Genomic DNA, 20,729 nt, shown 5'->3' with positions numbered 1-20,729 from the left:
TATCCTTTTTGACACTATGAGCGTTATTTGTCTGTAGTCACCAAAATCAAGCTTAAGTTATGCTGGGATTCCAATCAAGTGGAAGCAAAACCATGAAAGCTGTGGCATACCAAAAGGCAGGTGCAATTCATCTAGACGATGCACTTGTCGACATTGAGATCGACTCACCTGTTGCACATGGACATGATTTACTGGTTCGTGTGCAAGCTGTTTCGGTTAATCCGGTCGATACCAAAATCAGGAACAATAAAAACGCAGAAGATCAGCAGTGGAAAATTCTGGGGTGGGATGCGGTCGGCGTCGTTGAGGCAATAGGCGAACAAGTCACCCAGTTCAAAACCGGTGACCAAGTCTGGTATGCAGGTGCTCTCGACCGGCCGGGCAGTAATAGTGAATTACAATTGGTTGACGAGCGTATTGTCGGGCATAAACCGAAGTCACTCAATGCAAGCCAAGCAGCAGCGCTGCCTTTAACTGCCATTACCGCATGGGAAATGCTGTTTGACCGGTTACAAGTGCCTCGGACTGCGGCTGAAAATACCTCCATCCTCATCATTGGCGGTGCCGGTGGGGTCGGTTCAATCACCATTCAGTTGCTTAAACAGTTAACCAACCTGACCATCATCAGTACTGCATCTCGACCAGAGACTGCTGAATGGGTAAAACAGTTGGGCGCTGATTACGTCCTGGATCACCGACAAGCATTAGCCCCACAAATGCAGCAGCTCGGCTTGAGTGCCCCGCTATATGTATTTTCAACCACGCAAACCGGTCAGCATCTTGCTGATATTGCCGAACTGATCGCAGCACAAGGCCATTTCGGTTTAATTGATGATCCCGAGAAACTCGACATTAAGCCTTTTAAATCAAAGTCTGTTTCGGTTCACTGGGAGTTTATGTTCACCCGCTCGATGTACCAGACTGACGATATGAGCCAACAGAGCCAACTTTTGAATCAAGTTGCGCACTTGGTTGATCAGGGAAAGATTAAAACCACCGTGACGCAGGTACTGTCGCCAATCAATGCAGAAAACCTAAAACGTGTACACCAACAAATCGAAAGCGGGACAACCAAAGGGAAAATTGTGCTGCATCGTTTTTAAACGCCAACATCTACATTAAATCTTGCAGTCATGCCCCCAGCCTTGCTGCAAGAGCTATTAATAATGCGGCGGTTTGTTACTCAGCGGATCAAAGGGTGCAATGCCGTCTGACAAATCTGAAGCTTCAACCCGGCGATATAACAGTTGCATCTGTTTTTTTAGATCGGCAATTTCCTGGGTCTGGATGGCCAGTTGCTGATTCAATTGTTCAACTAAATCATCCAAAAATGCAATTCGCACTTGCAAATCTTCAATGGGTGCGGAAAATGACGCGTGATCATCAAAATTTTGTGGTTTAGTCATTTCAGACCTCATCTGAACTTTTAGGAAACATTATGGCCTATATTACTTTAAGGGATGTCCATCTCGCATTTGGCGGACCTGCCTTACTCGACGGCGCGAACTTTAACCTGGAACGTGGCGAACGAGTCTGTTTAATTGGTCGTAATGGCGAAGGTAAGTCTACTTTATTAAAACTGATTGAGGGAAGCCTGTTACCCGATAACGGTGAAGTTTCCATTCAAAATGGTTTAACAGTATCCATGTTAGCCCAGGATGTCCCGATGGACTCGGGTAAAGTTGCGGATATCGTGGCTGAGGGTGCAGGTGCAGCAGCCAGTGTATTAAAGGAATATCACGAGGCCAGCGATGCCTGCGTGTTAGGCGATATGGAAGCCTGTGACCGTATGGGCATGCTGCAGCACAAACTGGACCAGCTCGATGGCTGGGCACTGGAAAACAAGGTCAATACCATTTTAGGTAAAATGGGACTTGATCCGAATGCAGACCTGGCAGATTTATCGGGTGGACGTAAGCGCCGTGTATTATTGGCTCGTGCCCTGCTGACCCAGCCAGACGTGCTGTTACTGGACGAGCCAACCAACCATCTGGATGTGGAAAGTATTGAATGGCTTGAAAAATTCTTGCTGGACCAGAACAACCTGACTCTGCTGTTTATCTCGCATGACCGTTCATTTGTTGACAGCATTGCCACGCGTATTGTCGAACTGGATCGGGGAACATTGCGTAGCTACGAAGGCAACTACTCGCGCTACCTCGACCTCAAAGCACAGCAGATGGAAGCAGAAGAAAAACAGAATGCCTTATTTGATAAAAAGCTGGCCGAGGAAGAAGCCTGGATACGTCAGGGGATTAAGGCCCGCCGTACCCGTAATGAAGGCCGTGTCCGTGCCTTAAAAGCGTTACGTGAAGAATCCAAGGCACGCCGTTACCAGCAAGGCAAGGTCAGCATGGCCACTCAGGAAGCCAATCGCTCGGGCAAACTGGTCTTTGAAATCGAGCACCTCAGCGTCAGTTATGATCACAAGCCATTGATCAAGGATTTCTCCGCCATTGTGTTGCGCGGTGACCGGATTGGTCTGGTGGGTGACAATGGGGTTGGTAAAACCACCCTGATCAAGGCAATTCTGGGTGAAATCGAGCATGGCGGTACCGTCAAGACCGGGACGCAACTCGAGATCGCCTATTTTGACCAGTTACGCAATGCACTCGATCTTGAAAAAACTGTAATGGCAAACGTTTCCGAAGGTTCGGACTTTGTCGATGTCAATGGAAACCGTCGTCATATCTATAGCTATTTGCAAGACTTCCTGTTCTCTCCGGAACGTGCCCGTACTCCGGTAAAAGCCCTATCTGGTGGTGAACGCAACCGTATTCTCCTCGCAAAATTGTTACTTAAGCCATCAAACCTGATCGTGATGGATGAGCCAACCAATGACCTGGATATGGTGACGCTTGAGTTGCTGGAAGAAATGCTGTCCGAATATAAAGGCACCTTGTTATTGATCTCGCATGACCGTGCCTTTATGGATAACGTGGTCACCTCAACATGGGTGTTTGATGGCAAAGGCAACATCGATGAATATATCGGTGGCTATCAGGACTATCTGGAACAGCGTCCTGACCAGAAAGTCGTTGACCAGAAGAGCGATGTCAAAAAGGCGCAGGCCAAGGCTGAAGCGGCTGCCGCAGCAGCAACAGTGCCGGCTGCAAAAAAAGCCAAGCTTAGCTATAAAGATCAACGTGAACTGGAACAGTTACCTGCCGAGATCGAGCAACTGGAAACAGAGCAGGCCGAGCTTTCAGAAAAACTGGCAGACGGCTCGTGGTTTGTGACAGATGCCCCTGCTGCTACAGCGGCAAGCCAGCGTCTGGCAGAAATTGACGAATTATTGCTTGAAAAGCTAGAGCGCTGGGATGAGCTAGAGAATCTCAGCAAAGGCAATTAAATCTGATCTGAGCATCTATCTGGTCAGGCTAGATGCTCTATTCAGGATTAAACCTTGAAACTCTCTTTTAATGACTGATAAATATTAAAATTTTCATCATCAAAACAGACAAAGACCACTTCTCGTACCGACTGGCTTTGCTTTAACTGTTCAGAGATGGTGCTCATGGCGATTTCAGCCGCCAGTGGTTTGGGAAAGCGATAAATACCTGTGGAAATGTTGGGAAATGCAATAGATCCGAGTTTCAGGTCTTCAGCCAGTTTAAAACTGTTGCGGTAGGCATGTTCCAATAATAAAGGTCATCGTGCTGTCCATCTACCCAGACCGGGCCAACAGTATGGATGACATAGTGTGCCGGCAACTGCCCGGCTGTGGTCACCACGGCTTCGCCTACCGCACAGCCGCCCTGCTGGGCACGGATTTTTTGGCAATCTGCCAAAATGGCTGCTCCCCCTTTTCGATGAATGGCACCATCAACCCCTCCGCCTCCCAGCAGTGAGGTATTGGCAGCATTAACAATGGCATCCATAGCCAGCCGGGTAATATCGGCTTTGATGATCTTGATCTCTTTCATTGCCCTCACCTGAAACTGTCTTTATTGATTTACCTGAGTCTTGAGCTTTTGTTCCGGATTTAAAGTTGTCTCAGGCTGTTCATGTTACACTGCTCCAAAATTCAACGTTATTCAACTTACTACGTTTATGAGCCAAAAACAGTCTTATCTACCTGGCGAATTTCAATGGGAATTTTTATTACCCAAATACTGGAAAATCTGGATCGCCATTTCTTTTCTTATGTTGCTGGCCATTCTCCCGTGGGCCATTCAATGGCGTCTGGCACATGGTCTGGCGGCTGTATGCTGGCATTTACTCAAGTCTCGCCGCAAGACTACCCTGCGTAATCTGGAGCTGTGTTTTCCAGAATGGTCACCTGCGGAAGTCGAAGCTCAGGCCAAGCAAGTTTTTGTCGATATGATGCTGGGGGTTTTTGAAACCCTGAATGCCTGGTACTGCCCGCAATGGTTTAAAGGTCGTCATAGCATTGAAGGACTGGAACATATTCAGGCAGCCCAGGCTCAGGGCAAAGGGATTTTAATCCTCGGTACGCACAGTACCCTGCTCGATGCTGGCGGATATATCAGTGCCCAATACTTCGAGCCGGATGTTGTCTATCGCCCGCAAAACAATCCATTGCTGGATATGCTGATTTATCGCGGTCGGGCCACCATCTATCAGCACCAGATCGATCATGATGACATGCGCAGCTTGATCCGTCGCCTTAAAGACGGTGGCGCCATCTGGTATAGTCCGGATCAGGATTTCGGCCTGAAACAAGGCGTCATGGCCCCGTTTTTTGGCGTGCCCGCTGCGACCGTAACAGCACATCGCCGCTTGCTGAAAATTTCAAAAGCGGTTGCAATTCCACTATATTTTTATCGCTACGGTGATGTACGTAATCCACAATACAAAGTGCTGATTGAACCGGTTGTGGACAATATGCCAAGCGAAGATGAAGTGGGTGATGCGATTCGGGTCAATCAGATTATTGAGGCTCAACTGCGCATTGCACCGACGCAATGGATGTGGTTCCACCGTCGTTTTAAAACCAGAGCCGAAGGTTACGAAAAAGTCTATTAAGCAACAAAGAGCCGATCCATAGATATGAATCGGCTCTTTCTTTAATAAAACAACAAGACTTAATTTGGGAAAATCACGCCTGAACTTAAATCGTAATAGGTGGGCTGGTTACTATATACCGAACCTAATTTCACATTGATAAACCAGCCCAGATTCCCCTGATCCTGTAAACGGTTCTGAATCTCGCCCGGTAAATCCAGTTTATAGATTGCATCTTCCTTAAATACCTTGGATTCAATCTGGGTGGTGCTGGCACTGTCACGCTCAAATAAATAACCTTTGGTATTAAAGAATGCAATGGCATTATCCTTATCAATCAGGTGATAACCTTCTGCGGCCTGCTGCTTAAGTAACAGGTCTAGCTTGGCTGGATTGTCCTCATAGAAACCCGCAGCAGTTTTCGGCATTTCAAAATAGCGATAACTATAAGTACCGTTATGAGTACTGCTGTTTACACAGGTGGGTACATAAAACGTGCCATTGGTTGTACCGTTATGGGTAAAGGTACTGCCCGCATAAATTAACTTACAGCCCTGAGCCCCGAGCTGGTTAAATACTGCCAGAATATTAGCGCGGCTGGTATCGGTCAAGAACCGGTTGTCATAACTATAAGTCGCTGGTTTTTTATCATTTTTTACAAATAAATATTTATAGTTATTGCTTGGTGACTCTCCTAGCGAGGACTTGTAGGCAAATCCGGCTTCACCTTGTTTTTTGATTTCGGCCAGCCAGTACAGATAGACATTGGCCACGACATTGGTATTTACATCAGCGATTTTATAACTATATGTGTCAGCCGACTCATTATTCCTGATATATAAGTTTTTAGCTTCAGGGAAGTCACTATTGGCTTTTTTGACATCCAGAGAAGTACTGGCCAGGGCAAAGCCCTGACGTCCCTGTTCATTGGCCTGCGCCAGGAAATCATCAAAAGAACTCTGGTTGTCCAGGAGCCGGTAACTTGCAGTGGCCGTTTTAACAGCCGGTTTTAACAGGCTATACCCTTCGATATTGGTGCGGGTATAACAGGTAATGACTTTAGATGGATCAACCGCATCCATATAAGCCTGAATATCTTTAATACTGGCTTTTTCATTGACAGCACACATGCCATCCCCTTTAAAGGCATAAGCTGAGGCGACGCCATTTCGATAGCGGTCACTATATTTCACCCGGTTTGCAGTGGTGCTGCCACTACTTTCTGTCGCAGCAATTTCAGTAATCAAGGCATCATCAGAGGCAACGGCGTAATTCTTAACCACTGCCCCGGTACAGTCGTCCTTTTCAAACTGACGTGTCTCTGTAGTAAAACGCACGCTATTGTCCGAAGTCTTATGTACGATCAGGTTTGAACGTTGTCCTTCATGGCAAAAGCCGGTTAACCAAGAGCCCACAAAGCGATCAGCCACAACCGGAGTGGGCGTCGGTGTTGGCGTGGGAGTGGGTGTCGGCGTAGGAGTAGGTGTCGGTGTGGGCGTTGGTGTAGGTGTGGGTGTGGGCGTCGGTTTTGAATCTGAATCATGATCCGAGCCACATCCGACCAGTACCGCACAGGTCACGCTCAGTGCCAGTTGTGTCCATATATTTTTCATTGTTTTACCCTCTGTGTGATTTTTTCACATTTTATTCGTGTGAAAATTTAACACTTTTTTGCTTGAGTGCAAATATATTTGTGCTTAAATAAATAACGGAAGGTCAAAAATCTTGACTAGGGACAGGGAAAAGCTATGGGTAAACATGAAAAATTAGCCAGACAATTCAGTGCATTACCTACTGAATGGCAGAACTGGCTAGAAGAAAACCTGAAACGTGGCTGCCCTCCTCTGGATTTAGTCAATATTTTGCAGCGTGAAGGTCTGATCCAGCTTGAACCTGATGATTTAGCTGACACGCCAGCGGCATCCCGACCTGAGCAACTGTATGCCCCCACAGTGACAGATGAGCAGACTCAGTCCGTTCGCATTCTTAATCACCAGCAGCAGAAATGGCTCGCGCAGGCCGTATTGGATGGCTCGGATCTGACCGATATTTATCAATCGCTACAACAGCAGGGCTGCACTGAAAGCACGATTGCACAAGCGTTGACCCGGCTCCACCAGCATCCTTATTTTCAAATTGCACGGGAACAGCATTTTCTGGTCCGGAAACGCAACTGGCTGCTCAATACCCTGGACCGTTTTGCCCGTTTAAATCCGGCATACCTGCAAGTTCAACGCATCCCCTGTCCTTCATTCGGGCAGTTTATCCGGCATTATTACAGCCGGAACCTGCCTGTTATTTTTACCGATTCAGTGTCTCACTGGCCTGCATTGAAAACATGGTCTCCCCAATACTTCAAAGATACTGTCGGCAGCCAGCAGATCGAAGTACAGTGCAACCGTGAACAGGACCCGATGTTTGAACGGAATTCCATTCAGCATAAGACCAGAATGCAGATGAATGAATTTGTCGAGCTTGTTGAGCGGGCCCAACACTCCAATAATTTTTATATGACCGCCAACAATGCCAAAGCCAGCCAGTCCAGTCTGGCTGTCCTGTTTAACGATCTGGATCATTTTCATGGCTATACCGACCATAGCCAGCGCGATGATCGCAGCTTTATCTGGTTTGGCCCCAAAGGCACATTTACCCCCTTACACCATGACCTGACCAATAATATTCTGGTTCAGATTTACGGCCGCAAGAAAGTGACCTTGATTCCGGCACTGCAAGTGCCCTATCTGTATAACGATGTAGCCGTGTTTAGCCAGGTGGCCGATCCTCACCAGACCGATTTGACCGCCTCATTTCCAGATTTTGCGCAAAGCAGTAAAATCGAATGCATTCTGGAACCCGGGGAAGCTTTATTTATTCCGCTGGGCTGGTGGCATTGTGTCGAAAGTCTGGACATTTCCATCAGTGTTTCGTTTACTCATTTTAAGATCGACAATGGCGGAGCAGAATTCTTCCCATCGTCCAGCCATTGTTAGACTGGCCCGCCCAGTTACTGATACGTTTCAATTATGCAGAGGCTTTCATGGTAAAACCCACACATCAGGTGATGAATGACAAAGCACCCGTTGCCAACCCTGCGCAGGGGCTTATTGCACAGGAAGCAGAAACCACATTGGAAAGCATTTTTCCAATGATGCAGCATATTGCACGCTGGCTCATTCATTCAGGTGTCGGTTATACCGACTTTGTGGCGGCTCTAAAGCCCATCTTTTATGAACAGGCACTGGCTGAACTTGACCGGATTCAACAGAATAAAACCGATTCGGCAGTCAGCCTGTTATCAGGACTGCACCGTAAAGATGTCAGTGCTTTTCGGCAACAGGCCAGCCAAAGCAGCACCGAAACACCCAGTGTTGCCATTAGTGTTCCGGCCCGTGTCATTGCCCGCTGGGTTGCACTGGATCTTCCACAACAGATTCCGGTTTCGGGTGACGAAGACAGTTTTGAAGCACTGGTCAGACATATCTCGACCGAAAAGCACCCACGTTCAATTCTGTTTGAATTGCAACGTTTAGGCGTGGTGGAACAGCACGGCCAGATGGTGGTGCTACAGCAGAACAGTTTTACACCCGACAACCAGATGCAGGAAAGTAAAGCCCTGTTCTCTGCCAACCTGACCGATCATCTGGCTGCTGGCATTGACAACTTTATCAGTGAAAAAAACTTTACCCATCTCGAACAGGCAGTGCATGCCGAAAAGTTAACGGCCCAGTCCGTTGAAGCACTGCGGCAGCTCAGTATCGAGCTCTGGCAAAATATGGCTAAACAACTCTTGAATGCCGCCATTCATCATTGTGAACAGGACCAGGATCAGGCAGATGCCAACTATCAATTCCGGTTTGGGGTCTATCAGTACGATGCACAAATAAAACTGCAAGTGCCTTATACTTTTAAGGATAAATAAAAATGAAAACCATAATTTTCCCGGGCTTTTTTGTCGTTTCAGCCCTGATATTGACCGCATGCGGGGAAAACTTTTCAGCAGCCAATGTCAGTCTGGGAGGCAGTGGCTCGGGCACCCAGAAACCGTTACCGGGTGGTGGTGGCAATGGCGGGATTTCAAATCCATCTACCGGAGATAAAGATGAGCGTTATGAATATTTCGTCACTGCGCCTCCAGAAAGCCAGAGTAACTGTAACGGCATACAGCGTAATTTGCGCTTAATTGACGGGGAAACCGGACAGCCGTTAACACTAAACGCTGTTCATGCCCTGGCCAAGTCTCCCTTACAGGTTGAAATTACAAATACGACTGCCGATTATATTTATCAGCTTGTCCCTTCGTGCCGTCCTGTTGAATTTCAGGTGGGTGATACCGTCATTTTTCACGGCCAGTCTTTCAGATGTGCTGACGGGCAAGATGAATTACAGGTCTTACGCCCCTACGAAACGCGTCATTATGAGCTGGATCTCAACTTTGCAGAAACCGAGTTGCCTTTCACTGTCAACTATAAGGCCTTCTACCATACCACTCCGCCTACTCCTGAAACGGTGTGGGAAAAATGTGATGCGGCACAGCTCGGCATACCGATCCATAAACGGCGTATTCATAGTAACCCTGAACCGGTAGACCCGTCTGCGCCCTTACCGGAAATTCCAAAAGGTGAAAAGCCAGAATAAGACATACGATAATGAGCAAAAATTAAAACCCGGATCTCGCATCCTGCAAGACCCGGGCAAATGAGGTTGTGCTTTCACGTTATTTTTATTGTGTTGCGTCCATCGCATGCATCATATCCATGATGACTGTTCCATCTCAGCGTTGCTGTCCTTAAGCGGAAATCCATTCCTGCATCCCTGTGCTGATGTATTTAGAATAAATCTTTTGTACGGGCAGGACTATTCGTTGCAAACTTAAATCCATGTACGAAATAACGTACATTAATTAGTTAAAGTTTAAAATAAGCCGGTTTGCGGTATTTGCCAGATCAGGATCGCGACCGTCATTCAGCACTTTTTTCAATGCTATTGATGCGGTTGCGCCAACGGGTCTGTTACCTTTTTTTCTTCCTGTTCTGCCTTTTCTATGCCTTCTTGTATCGCCTCTTGCGCTTCCTGTTCATCTTCGGCAGTCTGTTGCAATGATTGCTGTTGTTGTTCAAATAGACGGTCTGTTTGTAAAACCACATAAATCGGAAAATGATCTGAACCGATATGCGACAAACGCTTCATCTTGACCAGACCAAAATCTGTACTATGAAAGATATGATCCAGCGACCAGCGCAATAACGGATAATCGGCGTGGAAGGTATTCATAAAATAGCGCCCCACCCGAGGGTCAAGCAGACCGCTAATCCGCTGGAATAAACGTGTTGTTCTGGACCAGGCCACATCATTCAGGTCACCCATCACAATACAGCTCTGGTCATGATCTTTGATCTGGTCACCGACCAGCAGCAGCTCTGCATCTCTGAGAGTCGAATCTTTGGCCTCAGTGGGACTTGGCGGCTTTGGATGTAAACAATACAGTTTGACCTGTACTCCCGAAGCCAAAGTCAGCCAGGTATGGATGGAAGGAATTTCATCACTTAAGATGAACTTCACTTCGGTATGGTTTAACGGCAGGCGGCTATAAAGATGCATCCCGTACAGATTCTCTAGCGGTACCGGTACCCGGAACGGATAATCTGGCTCGATCTTGCGAAGTGCCTGTTGCCAGGCCGCATTGGATTCCAGCGTTAGCACTACATCAGGTTTCAGGTTCTCAATATGCTCAAGTAACAGATGATATTTATCGTTTGGCGTCAGGACATTGGCAACCAGCAAGGAAAGCTGCTGATCAGGCTTCAGTTGTTCCGGCCTGACCTGCTGCACCTGTTTTTTCCATAGCGGCGTATAGGGCAAGACCATTTTGAGCTGGTAGGCAATCGCAGCGACCAGCCCCACAAACAGGACTTCGGTGCCCAGGCTCCAGTCTGGCAGTCCGAATAGCATCGCAGCCCCCGTCCCGATCCCCAGTGCCAAGATTTGCAAGCGGGGAAAATCGGCTCCCCGAATCCACCATTCATCTCTCGGGATCAAAGACCAAAACGAAAGCCATATCACCACTGCTGCGCAAATCTGAATCCACATCATCTTCATTTTTCTCTTAGGGATAGCATAGATTTACAATAAAGCTGTCGCTTTATCAATTTTCTCTCTAATATAAACAAGATATTCCACTCAATAAACTGACCGTTTTACATAGCTAAGGCTTGCAGTTGTGGACGCTTTTGATACACTCAAACCCCTTTAAATTTTTTTACATACCGAGGCACAATGACATGAAAGTAGGTCTGGTCGGTTGGCGTGGGATGGTTGGTTCCGTCCTGATGCAACGTATGGTTGAAGAGAATGATTTTGCTCATATCGAGCCATTCTATTTCTCTACCAGTAATGCAGGTGGTGAAGCGCCTGCATTTGGTGGTAAGACTGCCCCAGCACTTATGGATGCAACGGACATTAACAGTCTGAAGCAAATGGATGTCATTTTAACCTGCCAAGGCGGTGATTACACCTCTGAAGTTTTTCCAAAGCTCAAGGCCGAAGGCTGGGATGGCTACTGGATTGATGCAGCATCGACCCTGCGTATGGCAGATGATGCAATCATTGTGCTTGATCCGGTAAACCTGCACGTGATCAAGGATGGTCTGGTAAACGGTACCAAAACTTTTGTTGGTGGTAACTGTACCGTTTCGCTGATGTTGATGGGCTTAGGTTCACTGTTCCAGAACAATCTGGTGGAGTGGGCAACCTCAATGACCTATCAGGCAGCTTCGGGTGCAGGTGCACAAAACATGCGTGAACTGATCACAGGCATGGGCTATCTGTATAACAATACCAAAGACTTACTGGATGATCCTAAATCTGCAATTCTTGACATTGACCGTCAAATTGCCGACCTGCAACGTGGTGAAGGTTTTCCGAAAGCAAACTTCGGCGTACCATTGGCAGGTTCATTGATTCCATACATCGACAAGCAGCTTGAAAGCGGCCAGTCAAAAGAAGAATGGAAAGGTCAGGTCGAAACCAACAAGATTCTGGGTAACCAGCAAATTGTGCCAATCGATGGTCACTGTGTCCGTATCGGTGCAATGCGTTGTCACTCTCAGGCATTGACCTTGAAACTGAAAAAAGATGTCGCACTGGACGAGATCGAAGACATGATCCGCAACTCTAGCCAGTGGGCAAAAGTGGTGCCAAATACCCGTGAAGCATCCATGACTGACCTGACTCCGGTGGCCGTTACAGGCACATTGACTGTACCAGTCGGCCGTTTGCGTAAGCTGAATATGGGTAAAGAATATCTCGGTGCATTTACGGTCGGTGACCAGTTGCTCTGGGGTGCGGCCGAACCGCTACGCCGTATGCTGCGTATCCTGGTTGAATACAAGAACGCTTAAGCAAAAATCCCGAAAAATCAAAAGCCGATCACATTTGATCGGCTTTTTTATGCCGATGCAACATGAAGAATTTACAATTCATTTACATCACGGTAATGTATACTTTTTTCTGACCATAACATCACTTTTTCATGGATCGAGATGACTGTTTATAACAAATTAAAAATTGCCATTTTAGCCATAATTTCGTCACAACATCTTTATGCCATTACACTTGATCCATTGCAAATCCAGTCTGCCCCAGGCGAATTGCTCTATGCTGAAATGAGTTTTCATCAGGCAGATCCCGACTCGAAATTTGAGGTGAGTCTGGCCACTCCGGAAGACTTGATGATGATCGGGGCCTCGCATCAGCCTCCTGCCAACCTGAACTTTTTTACACGTCGTAACAATCAGGGAGAAGGAGTCATTGTCATTACTTCTTCCCGCCCGATGACCGATGCTGAATTGAATATCATTATCAAGATACAAGAAGGCGGCGCTGCCCATCTAAAACAGATTCGCCAGTCCATGCGCCAGCCAGCCAAGGCAACACTCAATGCCAGAAACAGCAACGAGAAGGCTCTGACCCCCAAGTTTATTGTCAGTGAAAAAGATATTGCACTCAATCTACCTGAAAGCACCCGCTTCAATGTTGCAACGGCCAATACCGACGCCCAGCCGCCTCAGCAGGAGAGATTGCTCAATGCCGCATTTGCCCTGCCGCCGGTCTTAAAAACACCGCAGACTTCGGCTCCGCTCCATGCTGCAGCCATCGCTGTGGCCGCGCCAGCCGGAGCAGAACCGGCCCCCGGCTCACCTGCGACACAGCCAGTTGCCGGTTCAGGCAACAAAAATGAAACTGTCGTTACGGCGGCATACCAGCCACAACATGATGCGACACGTGTTGTACAGGCAGTTGAAGATCCGGAAACAACCAAGGCCCAGTATCAGGCCAAAGAGCTTGCAGCCACCCCAAAAAAAGCTCCTGTTCAGCCCCCAGCAACGCCATCAGATGAGACTGCACAACAACATGTAGTACAGCGTAATGAATCATTATGGAGTATTGCACAGCGTATTGCCGGACAAACCCGACAACCGGTATCTCAGGTAATGCATCAAATCAAGATGCAAAATGAACATGCCTTTATTGGTGGTCATGCAAACCGGCTTAGACAGGGCTCACAGCTGAATATCAATCTCGCCGCAAGCGCAACCCAGCAGCACAGCAAAGCGAACCAGATGGCCGCCCAGACCCAGCGTCCGGCCAGCAGTAAGGCCAAATATCGCCTACAACAGGCCGAAATGTCTTTAGTGGCTGAAAGTCAACAAGATTCTAGTAGCGGAAGTGCCAAAAAAGACACATTACAACCTAAAACCAGTGCAGACTTGTCATTAAAAGTTATGACAGCTCGTGAAAAAACCGTTACATTACAAAGAAACGTCACCCAGTTAGAATTGGCACTACACCAGAAGGAACAACGCATTCAACTGTTAAATGCACGACTTGCCGAGTTGCAGGAGCAATTGAAAGCACAGCAGGAAACTAAAAAGCCAACACGCTAGCTGACGAAAAGACTCTCATAAATTTGTATAAAAGCGGCTCTATCTTTAAGGGGTAAAGATCATGTCAAATATCATCATTGTACTACTGGTCATTGTGCTGGTAGTCGCGATCTTTTTGAAAAAACGTGAAAGTAATCAGGCCAATACTGCAACAAAAAAAGCGACAGCCAAAAGCGCCAAAAAAACTGCAGCCAAGACGGCTTCACGTACCACTCTTGTTCGGGAAGAGCAGGAACTTGCCCCTCAAGTAACAACTGCGATTTCTGAAACGCTTCGCCAGCAGCTTGAAAAACAGATTCAGCTTGGCAATTTCCAGGCTGCCGAAGCACAAATCAATCAGGCATTAAAACAAGACAATTCGCAGCATGAACTTTATCTGTTTTTACTGGATATCCATCTCAAGCAAAAAGATGATTTTGCAATCGATCAGCTGATCAAACATGTGCATGCACTCAAGCTTGAAGATATTGCCCAGGCCGCCGAGATCAAGCATCGCGAATATGTACAGAACAAACAGCCCGATTCGATCGAGTTTGCTTCTGCCGCACAACATTTCCACCAAAGCTCGCCGGAATCAGCCGCTCAAGACCATAGTGCAGATTTTGATGCTTTGGTACAAACCCCAGCGGCGCAATCTTTTGAAGACCTGCAATCAGAATATGCCGCTCCAGCAGAAGAAGCAGCAAAACCTGTAGAAGCAGCCCCTGAAATACAACCTTTAGACTTCAACTTTTCTTTTGAACAAAAGGAAACGGTTGAACCGGCCCCGACACCTGTTGAAACACCTGAAGCTAAACAGCAGCAGCCGCTTGAGTTTTCTTTTGATCTGGATTCAACCCCAGCGCAGACTGAACAGGGCAAAGTTGAAGACACTAAACCCGAATTAGACTTTAACTTTGCAGATTTAGAAGTTGTTCCACATCAGCCTGAAGCTAAACAGCAAAGTACAGAAACAGCACCAAGCTTTGATTTCAGTTTTGAACCGTCTCAAACGCAAGCTGAAGAAAAAACCTCGGTTGAAGAGACTGAATTTTCATTTGACAATGTAGCGCCCGCACCGGTTGCTGAACCTAAAGCTGAATTTACACCAGCACCAGCTCAAGCTCTAGCAAGTCATGATCCACTGGTACAATCCTTCCCGGACTTGCAACAGCTCGATGAAGCCCAGCTCAACTTAGAACTGGCCGAACAATATATTGAGCTGGGTGCCTACCAATCTGCCCGTGAATTGTTAAAAAATACCTCGGGGTTGAATGCCGAACAGCAACAACGTTCAGAAATTTTACTGAATCAAATAGCTTCCTGAATTTGATCAGTCTAATATAAGCAGTCTCTAGGACTGCTTTTTTTATGATGAAAAAAATCGCTTTAATCTATATGGGTGGAACTTTTGGCTGTGTTGGCGAACCGTTAATGCCAATGCCGGAACAGGACTTTTTACCCCTGCTCAGCAAGGTGATCCCCCCCCATCTACAGGTCGAATGTTTCGCTGCACCCAGTATTAAAGACAGTAGTGCCTGTACCGCAACCGACTGGCTGCAACTGGTACAACAGATCCAACAATTACAACTCGATGGCTTTCAGCATTTCGTGATTATTCACGGAACCGATACTCTCAGCTATGCCGCAGCAACACTGGCACGCTTCCTTGGACATTCCTGCCATGCGATTATTACCGGTAGCCAATATCCGTTACTCAATGTTGAAGGCAACGATACACGCGAATTTACCGATGCAACCGGCAATTTATACCTGGCACTCGAACAGGTACTGGACCTGCCAAGCGGAGTCTATCTGGCTTTTCACCACCAGGTATTCCATGCCCAGACAACCCTCAAAGTGCATACCACGGAACTGGATGCATTTAGCGGGGTTCGGGCCGAACAGCATTGCCCTACCACAGCAGATGCCTTGATCATACAGCCTGAGCATATTGCAAAAGCAGCGCAAATGAGCATGCTCAACCTGATGTTACAGCCAATTGCCAAAGAGCAACTGATCATGCAGCTCAACAACCTGCTGCTTGATCCACCTGATTTTCTGGTCTTGCAAGGGTTTGGTACCGGTAATATTGCCGTTAATGATGAAATCCTCGGGTTATTTGAAGCGTTTTATCAAAAACAGTGCCTGCCAATTATCAGTACCCAGGTTACTTCCGGACAGCTGGACCAGCGCTATGCCGTCAGCACATGGATTCAATCTGCCAAAGTTTTGCTCAATGATTGTCATAGCCATGCCGATTTATATGCAAAAGCCCTGCAAATGTATTTAAAATACCCGACCCACCAACAATGCTTCGATCATTGGCAACAACACTAGGACTGAGGTTAGAACATGCAACGTTATGCAATTGGTATTGAATTTTGCGGTACTCAATACCGTGGTTGGCAAACCCAACAGCCTGGCGTTGTCACTGTGCAGGAAAGCATCGAAAAGGTGTTGAGTAAAATTGCCAATGAACCGGTCATGTTGCATGGCGCAGGCCGTACCGATGCCGGTGTGCATGCAACCAATATGGTGGCACATTTTGATACCGCAGCGATCCGTCCGGAACAAGGCTGGATTCGGGGGGCCAATAGCCAGCTGCCTAAAGATATTTCAATCCAGTGGATCAAGCGCATGGATGAAAACTTCCATGCCCGCTTTAAAGCCATCGCCCGCCGTTATCGTTATGTGGTATATAACGCTCCAACACGTCCAGCCTTGCTGCATAAACAGGTAACCCATCTCTACCAGAACCTGGATGTTGCAAAAATGATTGCCGCGGCATCCAAGTTCGAGGGAACCCATAACTTTGAAACCTTCCGTGCTGCGGCCTGCCAGTCAAATCAGCCCGTGCGTCATGTAAAACATTGTCGCCTGTTTGAGCATGGCCGTTATCTGGTACTGGATATTCAGGCAGACGGTTTCTTGCACCATATGGTGCGTAATATCATGGGCTGCCTGCTCGAAATCGGTCAGGGCATGTACGACATTGACCATATCGACACCATGTTTGCAGCAGAAGACCGTACTGCTGCCGGCATTACCGCTCCTTCTGATGGGCTGTATTTTATTCAGGCTTATTATCCGGACGAGTTTGACCTGCCCAAGACACCACTAGGCCCTCACTGGCTCAATTTACCCGAATAAGCAAGGCACCACTCGACATAAAAAAGCCTGATCACAACTGGATCAGGCTTTTTTGTTGCGGAATGATTAACGCTGTTTGCGCTTACGGTATTCTACCGGTGTTTCATTGGTCCAGCGCTTAAATGCACGATAGAACGTACTCGGCTCGGAAAATCCGGTCAAATACACGATTCGTTCCACACTTTCACTGGTGTTGGCCAAGAGCTTTTTCGCCAGACGGCAACGATAATCCGAAAGAATTTGCTGGAAGCTGGTATTGGCTTCACTCAGTTGTGTCCTTAAGCGGCGCGGGGTGATATTCAGTTGTGCTGCCACTGTTTCCAGCGTGGTTTCACCACTTTCCAGAGTCGAGCCAATGGCACGGCGCACCTCCCCTACCAGATCGTATCGCGCCAGTTCCTGTAATTTTTCAATTGCCAGTTGCTCATGCAATTGCAGGAGCTCGGGTTCAGCCTGCCACAATGGATAGTCCAGTACCGCAGCATCAAAATACAGTCGTGTTTCTTTTTGCCCCAAACTGACCGGACAGCCATACACCCGGAAATATTCGTCATCGGCAGCGCCTTCACTGAAATTAAAATCAATGTAGATAGGCTCGAACTGACCTTCGGTAATAAACTTGAAGAAACGTAAAATGCCAGACATGGCACATTCCGAGAAATGACGGTTGACCAGATTATCTGACCAGAACTGCTCGCCATTGGTCAGATAGCAACGTCCGTCCTCGACAACCAGTTTGGCATCAAAGGCATCGCTAATCAGGCGCTGGTAGGCCAGAGCACGCTTTAACCCTTCACCAAAGGTTTCACTGCTGATAAATAAATGTTCAATGACTTGTCCACGATACAGGGGTAAATGCTCCCCCAGATGGAGTCCGATATCAGGGTCTTTACTGACGTCCTGAGCCGCAATCCAGAAAGCATTTTGTGCACTCAGGGGCGTTCTTGCATTAGTATCAACCTGATTTAATGCCACGCCGGCTTTTGTTAAAATCTCTTCGGTTGGTAATCCTGCTTTACGAATTGCCTGATAACCAAAGCGCAATACAACTGATGCATCTGTTAGCTGACCCACGCAGTGCCCTTCCCTGTAAATACGTTATTATGACAATGAACAACAATTTTAGATTAACGTTGATTGACCAAACTGACAACAATATTCTGCTTATTTTGTTAAAAAAATTCAGAAATTGTCCGACAGTTTCTTTCGGTTAATATGTGACAGCCTTATAGCGACTTGATCTTGTAAATTTTAAATAAATTGACTATAATTTGCGCCTTCCCAATTTGATCATCAGGTAGGCTATGGCCAATAAAGAGGAACTCATTGAGTTCGAAGGCGTTGTCACCGAAACGCTTCCTAATACGATGTTCCGTGTACGTTTAGAAAACGGTCACGAAGTTATTGCTCACATTTCTGGTAAAATGCGTAAACACTATATTCGTATTTTGACAGGTGACAGTGTAAAAGTTGAAATGACACCTTATGATTTAACCAAGGGTCGTATCACTTATCGTGCACGCTAAGTCAGATTAGTGAATGCAAAAAAGCCACATCTTTATGTGGCTTTTTTTATGCCCGTTTCTGAGTTTACTCACTCAAGCGTGTCGTTTTACATGTGCCCGCTTCACATTCACGTAACCGCTCCTGCAGCCAGTTATTACGCTCCAGGGTCATGTTCAGGCGACACTGGATATTTTCAGTACTTTGCAGGTTATCGCTACATTCAGCATCGCGATAACGAATCCAGGCCAGCTGGGACTTTTTTAAAATTTTTTCCTGGGTTTCGTTCAGGTATTTACGTACCAGCTGATAGTTTTTATTGAGGTCGGTATCAGCGCCCAGATAAATTTTGTTGGTACAGTAAACATCATCATAACTACTACGTGTTTTATCACAATTATCCGCATAACTTAGTGTCGCCACGACACTACTGATCAATCCGAATAGTAACCTGTACATAAAACTTTCCACATCTTTTAAATTTCAGGCTCATCTAAGCATATTTTGCTTCTCTTTAATATTACCCAAAAGTAGACAAGTTTGTACATTTTTGTCTTTATCTGCAGCTCGCCTTAGAATAGGAAAATGAGCGACAGCATTCAGGATGATCACATGACACATTATAAAATATATCTGGCCGCGCTCGTTCTGGGCTTGCAGGGATGCGCAACGTCTGGAATGCGGCCTGTTCCTTTACAGGACTATTTACAGCCGTATCTTGGCCAGTCCGCCGATCAGATCCAGCAAAACCTGAACTTGCGTCATTTGGGATTTCAGACACTCAAACAACCGCAGCGAAGCAAAGAACAGCTGATTTTTACGGTACTGCGCCCGATCCAGATTCCGGTTCCGATGGCACAGTCTTATGGAGATCTAGGCTCACCGATGAGTGGTTCAGTGCGATTAGGATCGATCTCGACCAGCCAGCAATCTTATGATGTAAATTTCTATTGCCATATTATTTTCGAGCTGGACCGGCAGCAAATCGCCCGTGCCATCCGTTATGAAGGCAAGGCCTGCTAAAGGTCCAGCATAAAAAAACGCAGCTTTTGCTGCGTTTTTACTTTTGATACCGCTTAGTTCAGCGCAGTAACAACCGCCTCACCCATCGCATCTGTACCCACTTTGGTCATGCCTTCAGACATGATGTCAGCGGTACGCAAGCCTTGATCCAGTACCTGGCCAACGGCATCTTCAATCGCCTTGGCAGCTGCTTCTTCACGGAAGGTATAACGCAACATCATCGCCACTGACAGTACCGTCGCCAATGGATTGGCAATGTTCTGGCCTGCGATATCTGGTGCAGAGCCGTGACATGGCTCATACATGCCTTTGCCAGTTTCATCCAGTGAAGCAGATGGCAACATGCCAATCGAGCCTGTCAACATTGCAGCTTCATCAGACAGGATATCGCCAAACAGGTTGCCTGTAACAATGACATCAAACTGCTTTGGTGCACGCACCAGCTGCATCGCTGCGTTATCAACATACATATGCGATAACTGGATATCCGGATACTGCGCCTGCTGTAAATCCGTCACGGTCTGCTTCCAGAGTTCGGTCACTTCCAGTACGTTGGCCTTATCTACTGAACAGACTTTGCCGCCACGTAATCCCGCCAGTTCAAATGCAACCTTGGCAATACGCTTGATTTCAGTTTCGGAATAAACGTCGGTGTTATAGCCCTGTTTCTCGCCATTTTCCAGCTCACGAATACCGCGCGGCTGGCCAAAATAGATCCCGCCCGTCAATTCACGCACAATCAGGATATCCAGACCTGCTACAATCTCCGGCTTCAAACTTGAGGCATCTGCCAGTTGCGGATATAAAATGGCTGGGCGCAGGTTAGCAAATAAATTCAGTTCACTACGGATTTTTAACAATCCCCGTTCCGGACGAATCGAACGCTCGATACTGTCCCATTTAGGTCCACCAACCGCCCCAAGTAAAATGGCATCTGCCTTCTTTGCCTGCTCGCTGGTCACAGCCGGATACGGTTCGCCATGTGCATCGATTGCAGCACCGCCGAGCAAGCCATGCTCCCATGTCAAACCTAGATTAAATTTATCATTGACCTTGGTTAACACCTGTTCTGCTGCAGCTACGATTTCAGGACCAATGCCATCACCCGCTAAAATTAAAATATGTTTAGACATCTACTTTTCCAGTTTTCATATAGGCAGT

At 47.0% G+C, this 20,729-nt stretch carries 19 protein-coding genes and 1 pseudogene; 13 read left to right on the top strand and 7 right to left on the bottom strand.

Going from position 1 to position 20,729, the window contains the following annotated elements; translation table 11 throughout:
• Positions 1 to 92: 92 nt before the first annotated feature.
• Positions 93 to 1,103: a zinc-binding alcohol dehydrogenase family protein gene (locus OC23_RS11200; RefSeq protein ID WP_038344888.1), complete on the top strand. Its 1,011-nt coding sequence runs from the start codon at positions 93 to 95 to the stop codon at positions 1,101 to 1,103.
• Between the two features lie 57 nt (positions 1,104 to 1,160).
• Here OC23_RS11200 and OC23_RS11195 read toward each other — a convergent pair whose 3' ends face one another.
• Positions 1,161 to 1,406: a SlyX family protein gene (locus tag OC23_RS11195; RefSeq protein WP_038344887.1), complete on the bottom strand. Its 246-nt coding sequence runs from the start codon at positions 1,404 to 1,406 to the stop codon at positions 1,161 to 1,163.
• Between the two features lie 32 nt (positions 1,407 to 1,438).
• On the opposite strand from OC23_RS11195, the gene OC23_RS11190 reads away from it, so the two are divergent.
• Positions 1,439 to 3,352, top strand: coding sequence for an ATP-binding cassette domain-containing protein (locus OC23_RS11190; protein ID WP_038344885.1), 1,914 nt, complete (start codon positions 1,439 to 1,441; stop codon positions 3,350 to 3,352).
• 47 nt (positions 3,353 to 3,399) lie between these two features.
• Here the strand turns inward: OC23_RS11190 and OC23_RS11185 are convergent.
• Positions 3,400 to 3,926: pseudogene (locus OC23_RS11185) on the bottom strand (O-acetyl-ADP-ribose deacetylase).
• 127 nt (positions 3,927 to 4,053) lie between these two features.
• Here OC23_RS11185 and OC23_RS11180 point away from each other — a divergent pair.
• Complete coding sequence (locus OC23_RS11180) at positions 4,054 to 4,989, top strand: lauroyl acyltransferase (RefSeq protein ID WP_038344884.1); 936 nt, start codon at positions 4,054 to 4,056, stop codon at positions 4,987 to 4,989.
• Between the two features lie 59 nt (positions 4,990 to 5,048).
• On the opposite strand, the gene OC23_RS11175 is transcribed toward OC23_RS11180, so the two are convergent.
• Positions 5,049 to 6,581 carry a PT dipeptide repeat lipoprotein gene (locus tag OC23_RS11175; RefSeq protein WP_038344883.1) on the bottom strand — a complete coding sequence of 511 codons (1,533 nt, stop codon included), beginning with the start codon at positions 6,579 to 6,581 and terminating at the stop codon, positions 5,049 to 5,051.
• A gap of 135 nt (positions 6,582 to 6,716) precedes the next feature.
• Here OC23_RS11175 and OC23_RS11170 point away from each other — a divergent pair, with 135 nt between their 5' ends.
• The 3 genes from OC23_RS11170 to OC23_RS11160 are packed head-to-tail and all read left to right on the top strand — an operon-like array spanning position 6,717 to position 9,603.
• On the top strand, positions 6,717 to 7,958 hold the full coding sequence (locus OC23_RS11170) for a cupin-like domain-containing protein (RefSeq protein ID WP_038344882.1): 1,242 nt from the start codon (positions 6,717 to 6,719) through the stop codon (positions 7,956 to 7,958).
• A gap of 47 nt (positions 7,959 to 8,005) precedes the next feature.
• Positions 8,006 to 8,887, top strand: coding sequence for a DUF6502 family protein (locus tag OC23_RS11165; protein ID WP_038344942.1), 882 nt, complete (start codon positions 8,006 to 8,008; stop codon positions 8,885 to 8,887).
• Positions 8,888 to 8,889: 2 nt separating this feature from the next.
• A complete protein-coding gene (locus OC23_RS11160; protein ID WP_038344881.1) occupies positions 8,890 to 9,603 on the top strand; it encodes a hypothetical protein in 714 nt (237 codons plus the stop codon).
• A 345-nt stretch (positions 9,604 to 9,948) separates the two neighbouring features.
• On the opposite strand, the gene OC23_RS11155 is transcribed toward OC23_RS11160, so the two are convergent.
• Positions 9,949 to 11,058, bottom strand: a complete 1,110-nt coding sequence (locus OC23_RS11155; protein WP_038344941.1) for an endonuclease/exonuclease/phosphatase family protein — start codon at positions 11,056 to 11,058, stop codon at positions 9,949 to 9,951.
• Between the two features lie 188 nt (positions 11,059 to 11,246).
• Between OC23_RS11155 and asd the strand changes: the two genes are divergently transcribed.
• From asd to truA, 5 genes are all read left to right on the top strand, one after another.
• Positions 11,247 to 12,365 (top strand): aspartate-semialdehyde dehydrogenase, encoded by a 1,119-nt coding sequence (gene asd / locus OC23_RS11150; protein WP_038344880.1) that lies wholly within the window; start codon positions 11,247 to 11,249, stop codon positions 12,363 to 12,365.
• A 141-nt stretch (positions 12,366 to 12,506) separates the two neighbouring features.
• The gene (locus OC23_RS11145; protein WP_038344879.1) at positions 12,507 to 13,910 is read left to right on the top strand and encodes a FimV domain-containing protein; all 1,404 of its coding nucleotides are present in this window, start codon (positions 12,507 to 12,509) and stop codon (positions 13,908 to 13,910) included.
• A gap of 61 nt (positions 13,911 to 13,971) precedes the next feature.
• Positions 13,972 to 15,216: a FimV domain-containing protein gene (locus tag OC23_RS11140; RefSeq protein ID WP_038344878.1), complete on the top strand. Its 1,245-nt coding sequence runs from the start codon at positions 13,972 to 13,974 to the stop codon at positions 15,214 to 15,216.
• Positions 15,217 to 15,260: 44 nt separating this feature from the next.
• Complete coding sequence (locus tag OC23_RS11135) at positions 15,261 to 16,229, top strand: asparaginase domain-containing protein (protein WP_171194782.1); 969 nt, start codon at positions 15,261 to 15,263, stop codon at positions 16,227 to 16,229.
• A gap of 15 nt (positions 16,230 to 16,244) precedes the next feature.
• On the top strand, positions 16,245 to 17,042 hold the full coding sequence (gene truA / locus OC23_RS11130) for a tRNA pseudouridine(38-40) synthase TruA (RefSeq protein WP_038344877.1): 798 nt from the start codon (positions 16,245 to 16,247) through the stop codon (positions 17,040 to 17,042).
• Positions 17,043 to 17,108: 66 nt separating this feature from the next.
• On the opposite strand, the gene OC23_RS11125 is transcribed toward truA, so the two are convergent.
• Positions 17,109 to 18,116: an AraC family transcriptional regulator gene (locus OC23_RS11125; RefSeq protein WP_038344876.1), complete on the bottom strand. Its 1,008-nt coding sequence runs from the start codon at positions 18,114 to 18,116 to the stop codon at positions 17,109 to 17,111.
• A 230-nt stretch (positions 18,117 to 18,346) separates the two neighbouring features.
• Here OC23_RS11125 and infA point away from each other — a divergent pair, with 230 nt between their 5' ends.
• Positions 18,347 to 18,568, top strand: coding sequence for a translation initiation factor IF-1 (gene infA, locus OC23_RS11120; RefSeq protein WP_001284370.1), 222 nt, complete (start codon positions 18,347 to 18,349; stop codon positions 18,566 to 18,568).
• A gap of 64 nt (positions 18,569 to 18,632) precedes the next feature.
• Here infA and OC23_RS11115 read toward each other — a convergent pair whose 3' ends face one another.
• Positions 18,633 to 19,004, bottom strand: a complete 372-nt coding sequence (locus tag OC23_RS11115; protein ID WP_038344875.1) for a lysozyme inhibitor LprI family protein — start codon at positions 19,002 to 19,004, stop codon at positions 18,633 to 18,635.
• 153 nt (positions 19,005 to 19,157) lie between these two features.
• On the opposite strand from OC23_RS11115, the gene OC23_RS11110 reads away from it, so the two are divergent.
• A complete protein-coding gene (locus OC23_RS11110) occupies positions 19,158 to 19,568 on the top strand; it encodes a hypothetical protein (protein ID WP_038344939.1) in 411 nt (136 codons plus the stop codon).
• A 53-nt stretch (positions 19,569 to 19,621) separates the two neighbouring features.
• Here OC23_RS11110 and leuB read toward each other — a convergent pair whose 3' ends face one another.
• Complete coding sequence (gene leuB, locus OC23_RS11105; RefSeq protein WP_038344873.1) at positions 19,622 to 20,701, bottom strand: 3-isopropylmalate dehydrogenase; 1,080 nt, start codon at positions 20,699 to 20,701, stop codon at positions 19,622 to 19,624.
• Between the last annotated feature and the right edge of the window lie 28 nt (positions 20,702 to 20,729).

Source organism: Acinetobacter sp. A47, from assembly GCF_000805455.1.
GTDB lineage: Bacteria > Pseudomonadota > Gammaproteobacteria > Pseudomonadales > Moraxellaceae > Acinetobacter.
This window is presented reverse-complemented; position numbering and strand designations above follow the sequence as displayed.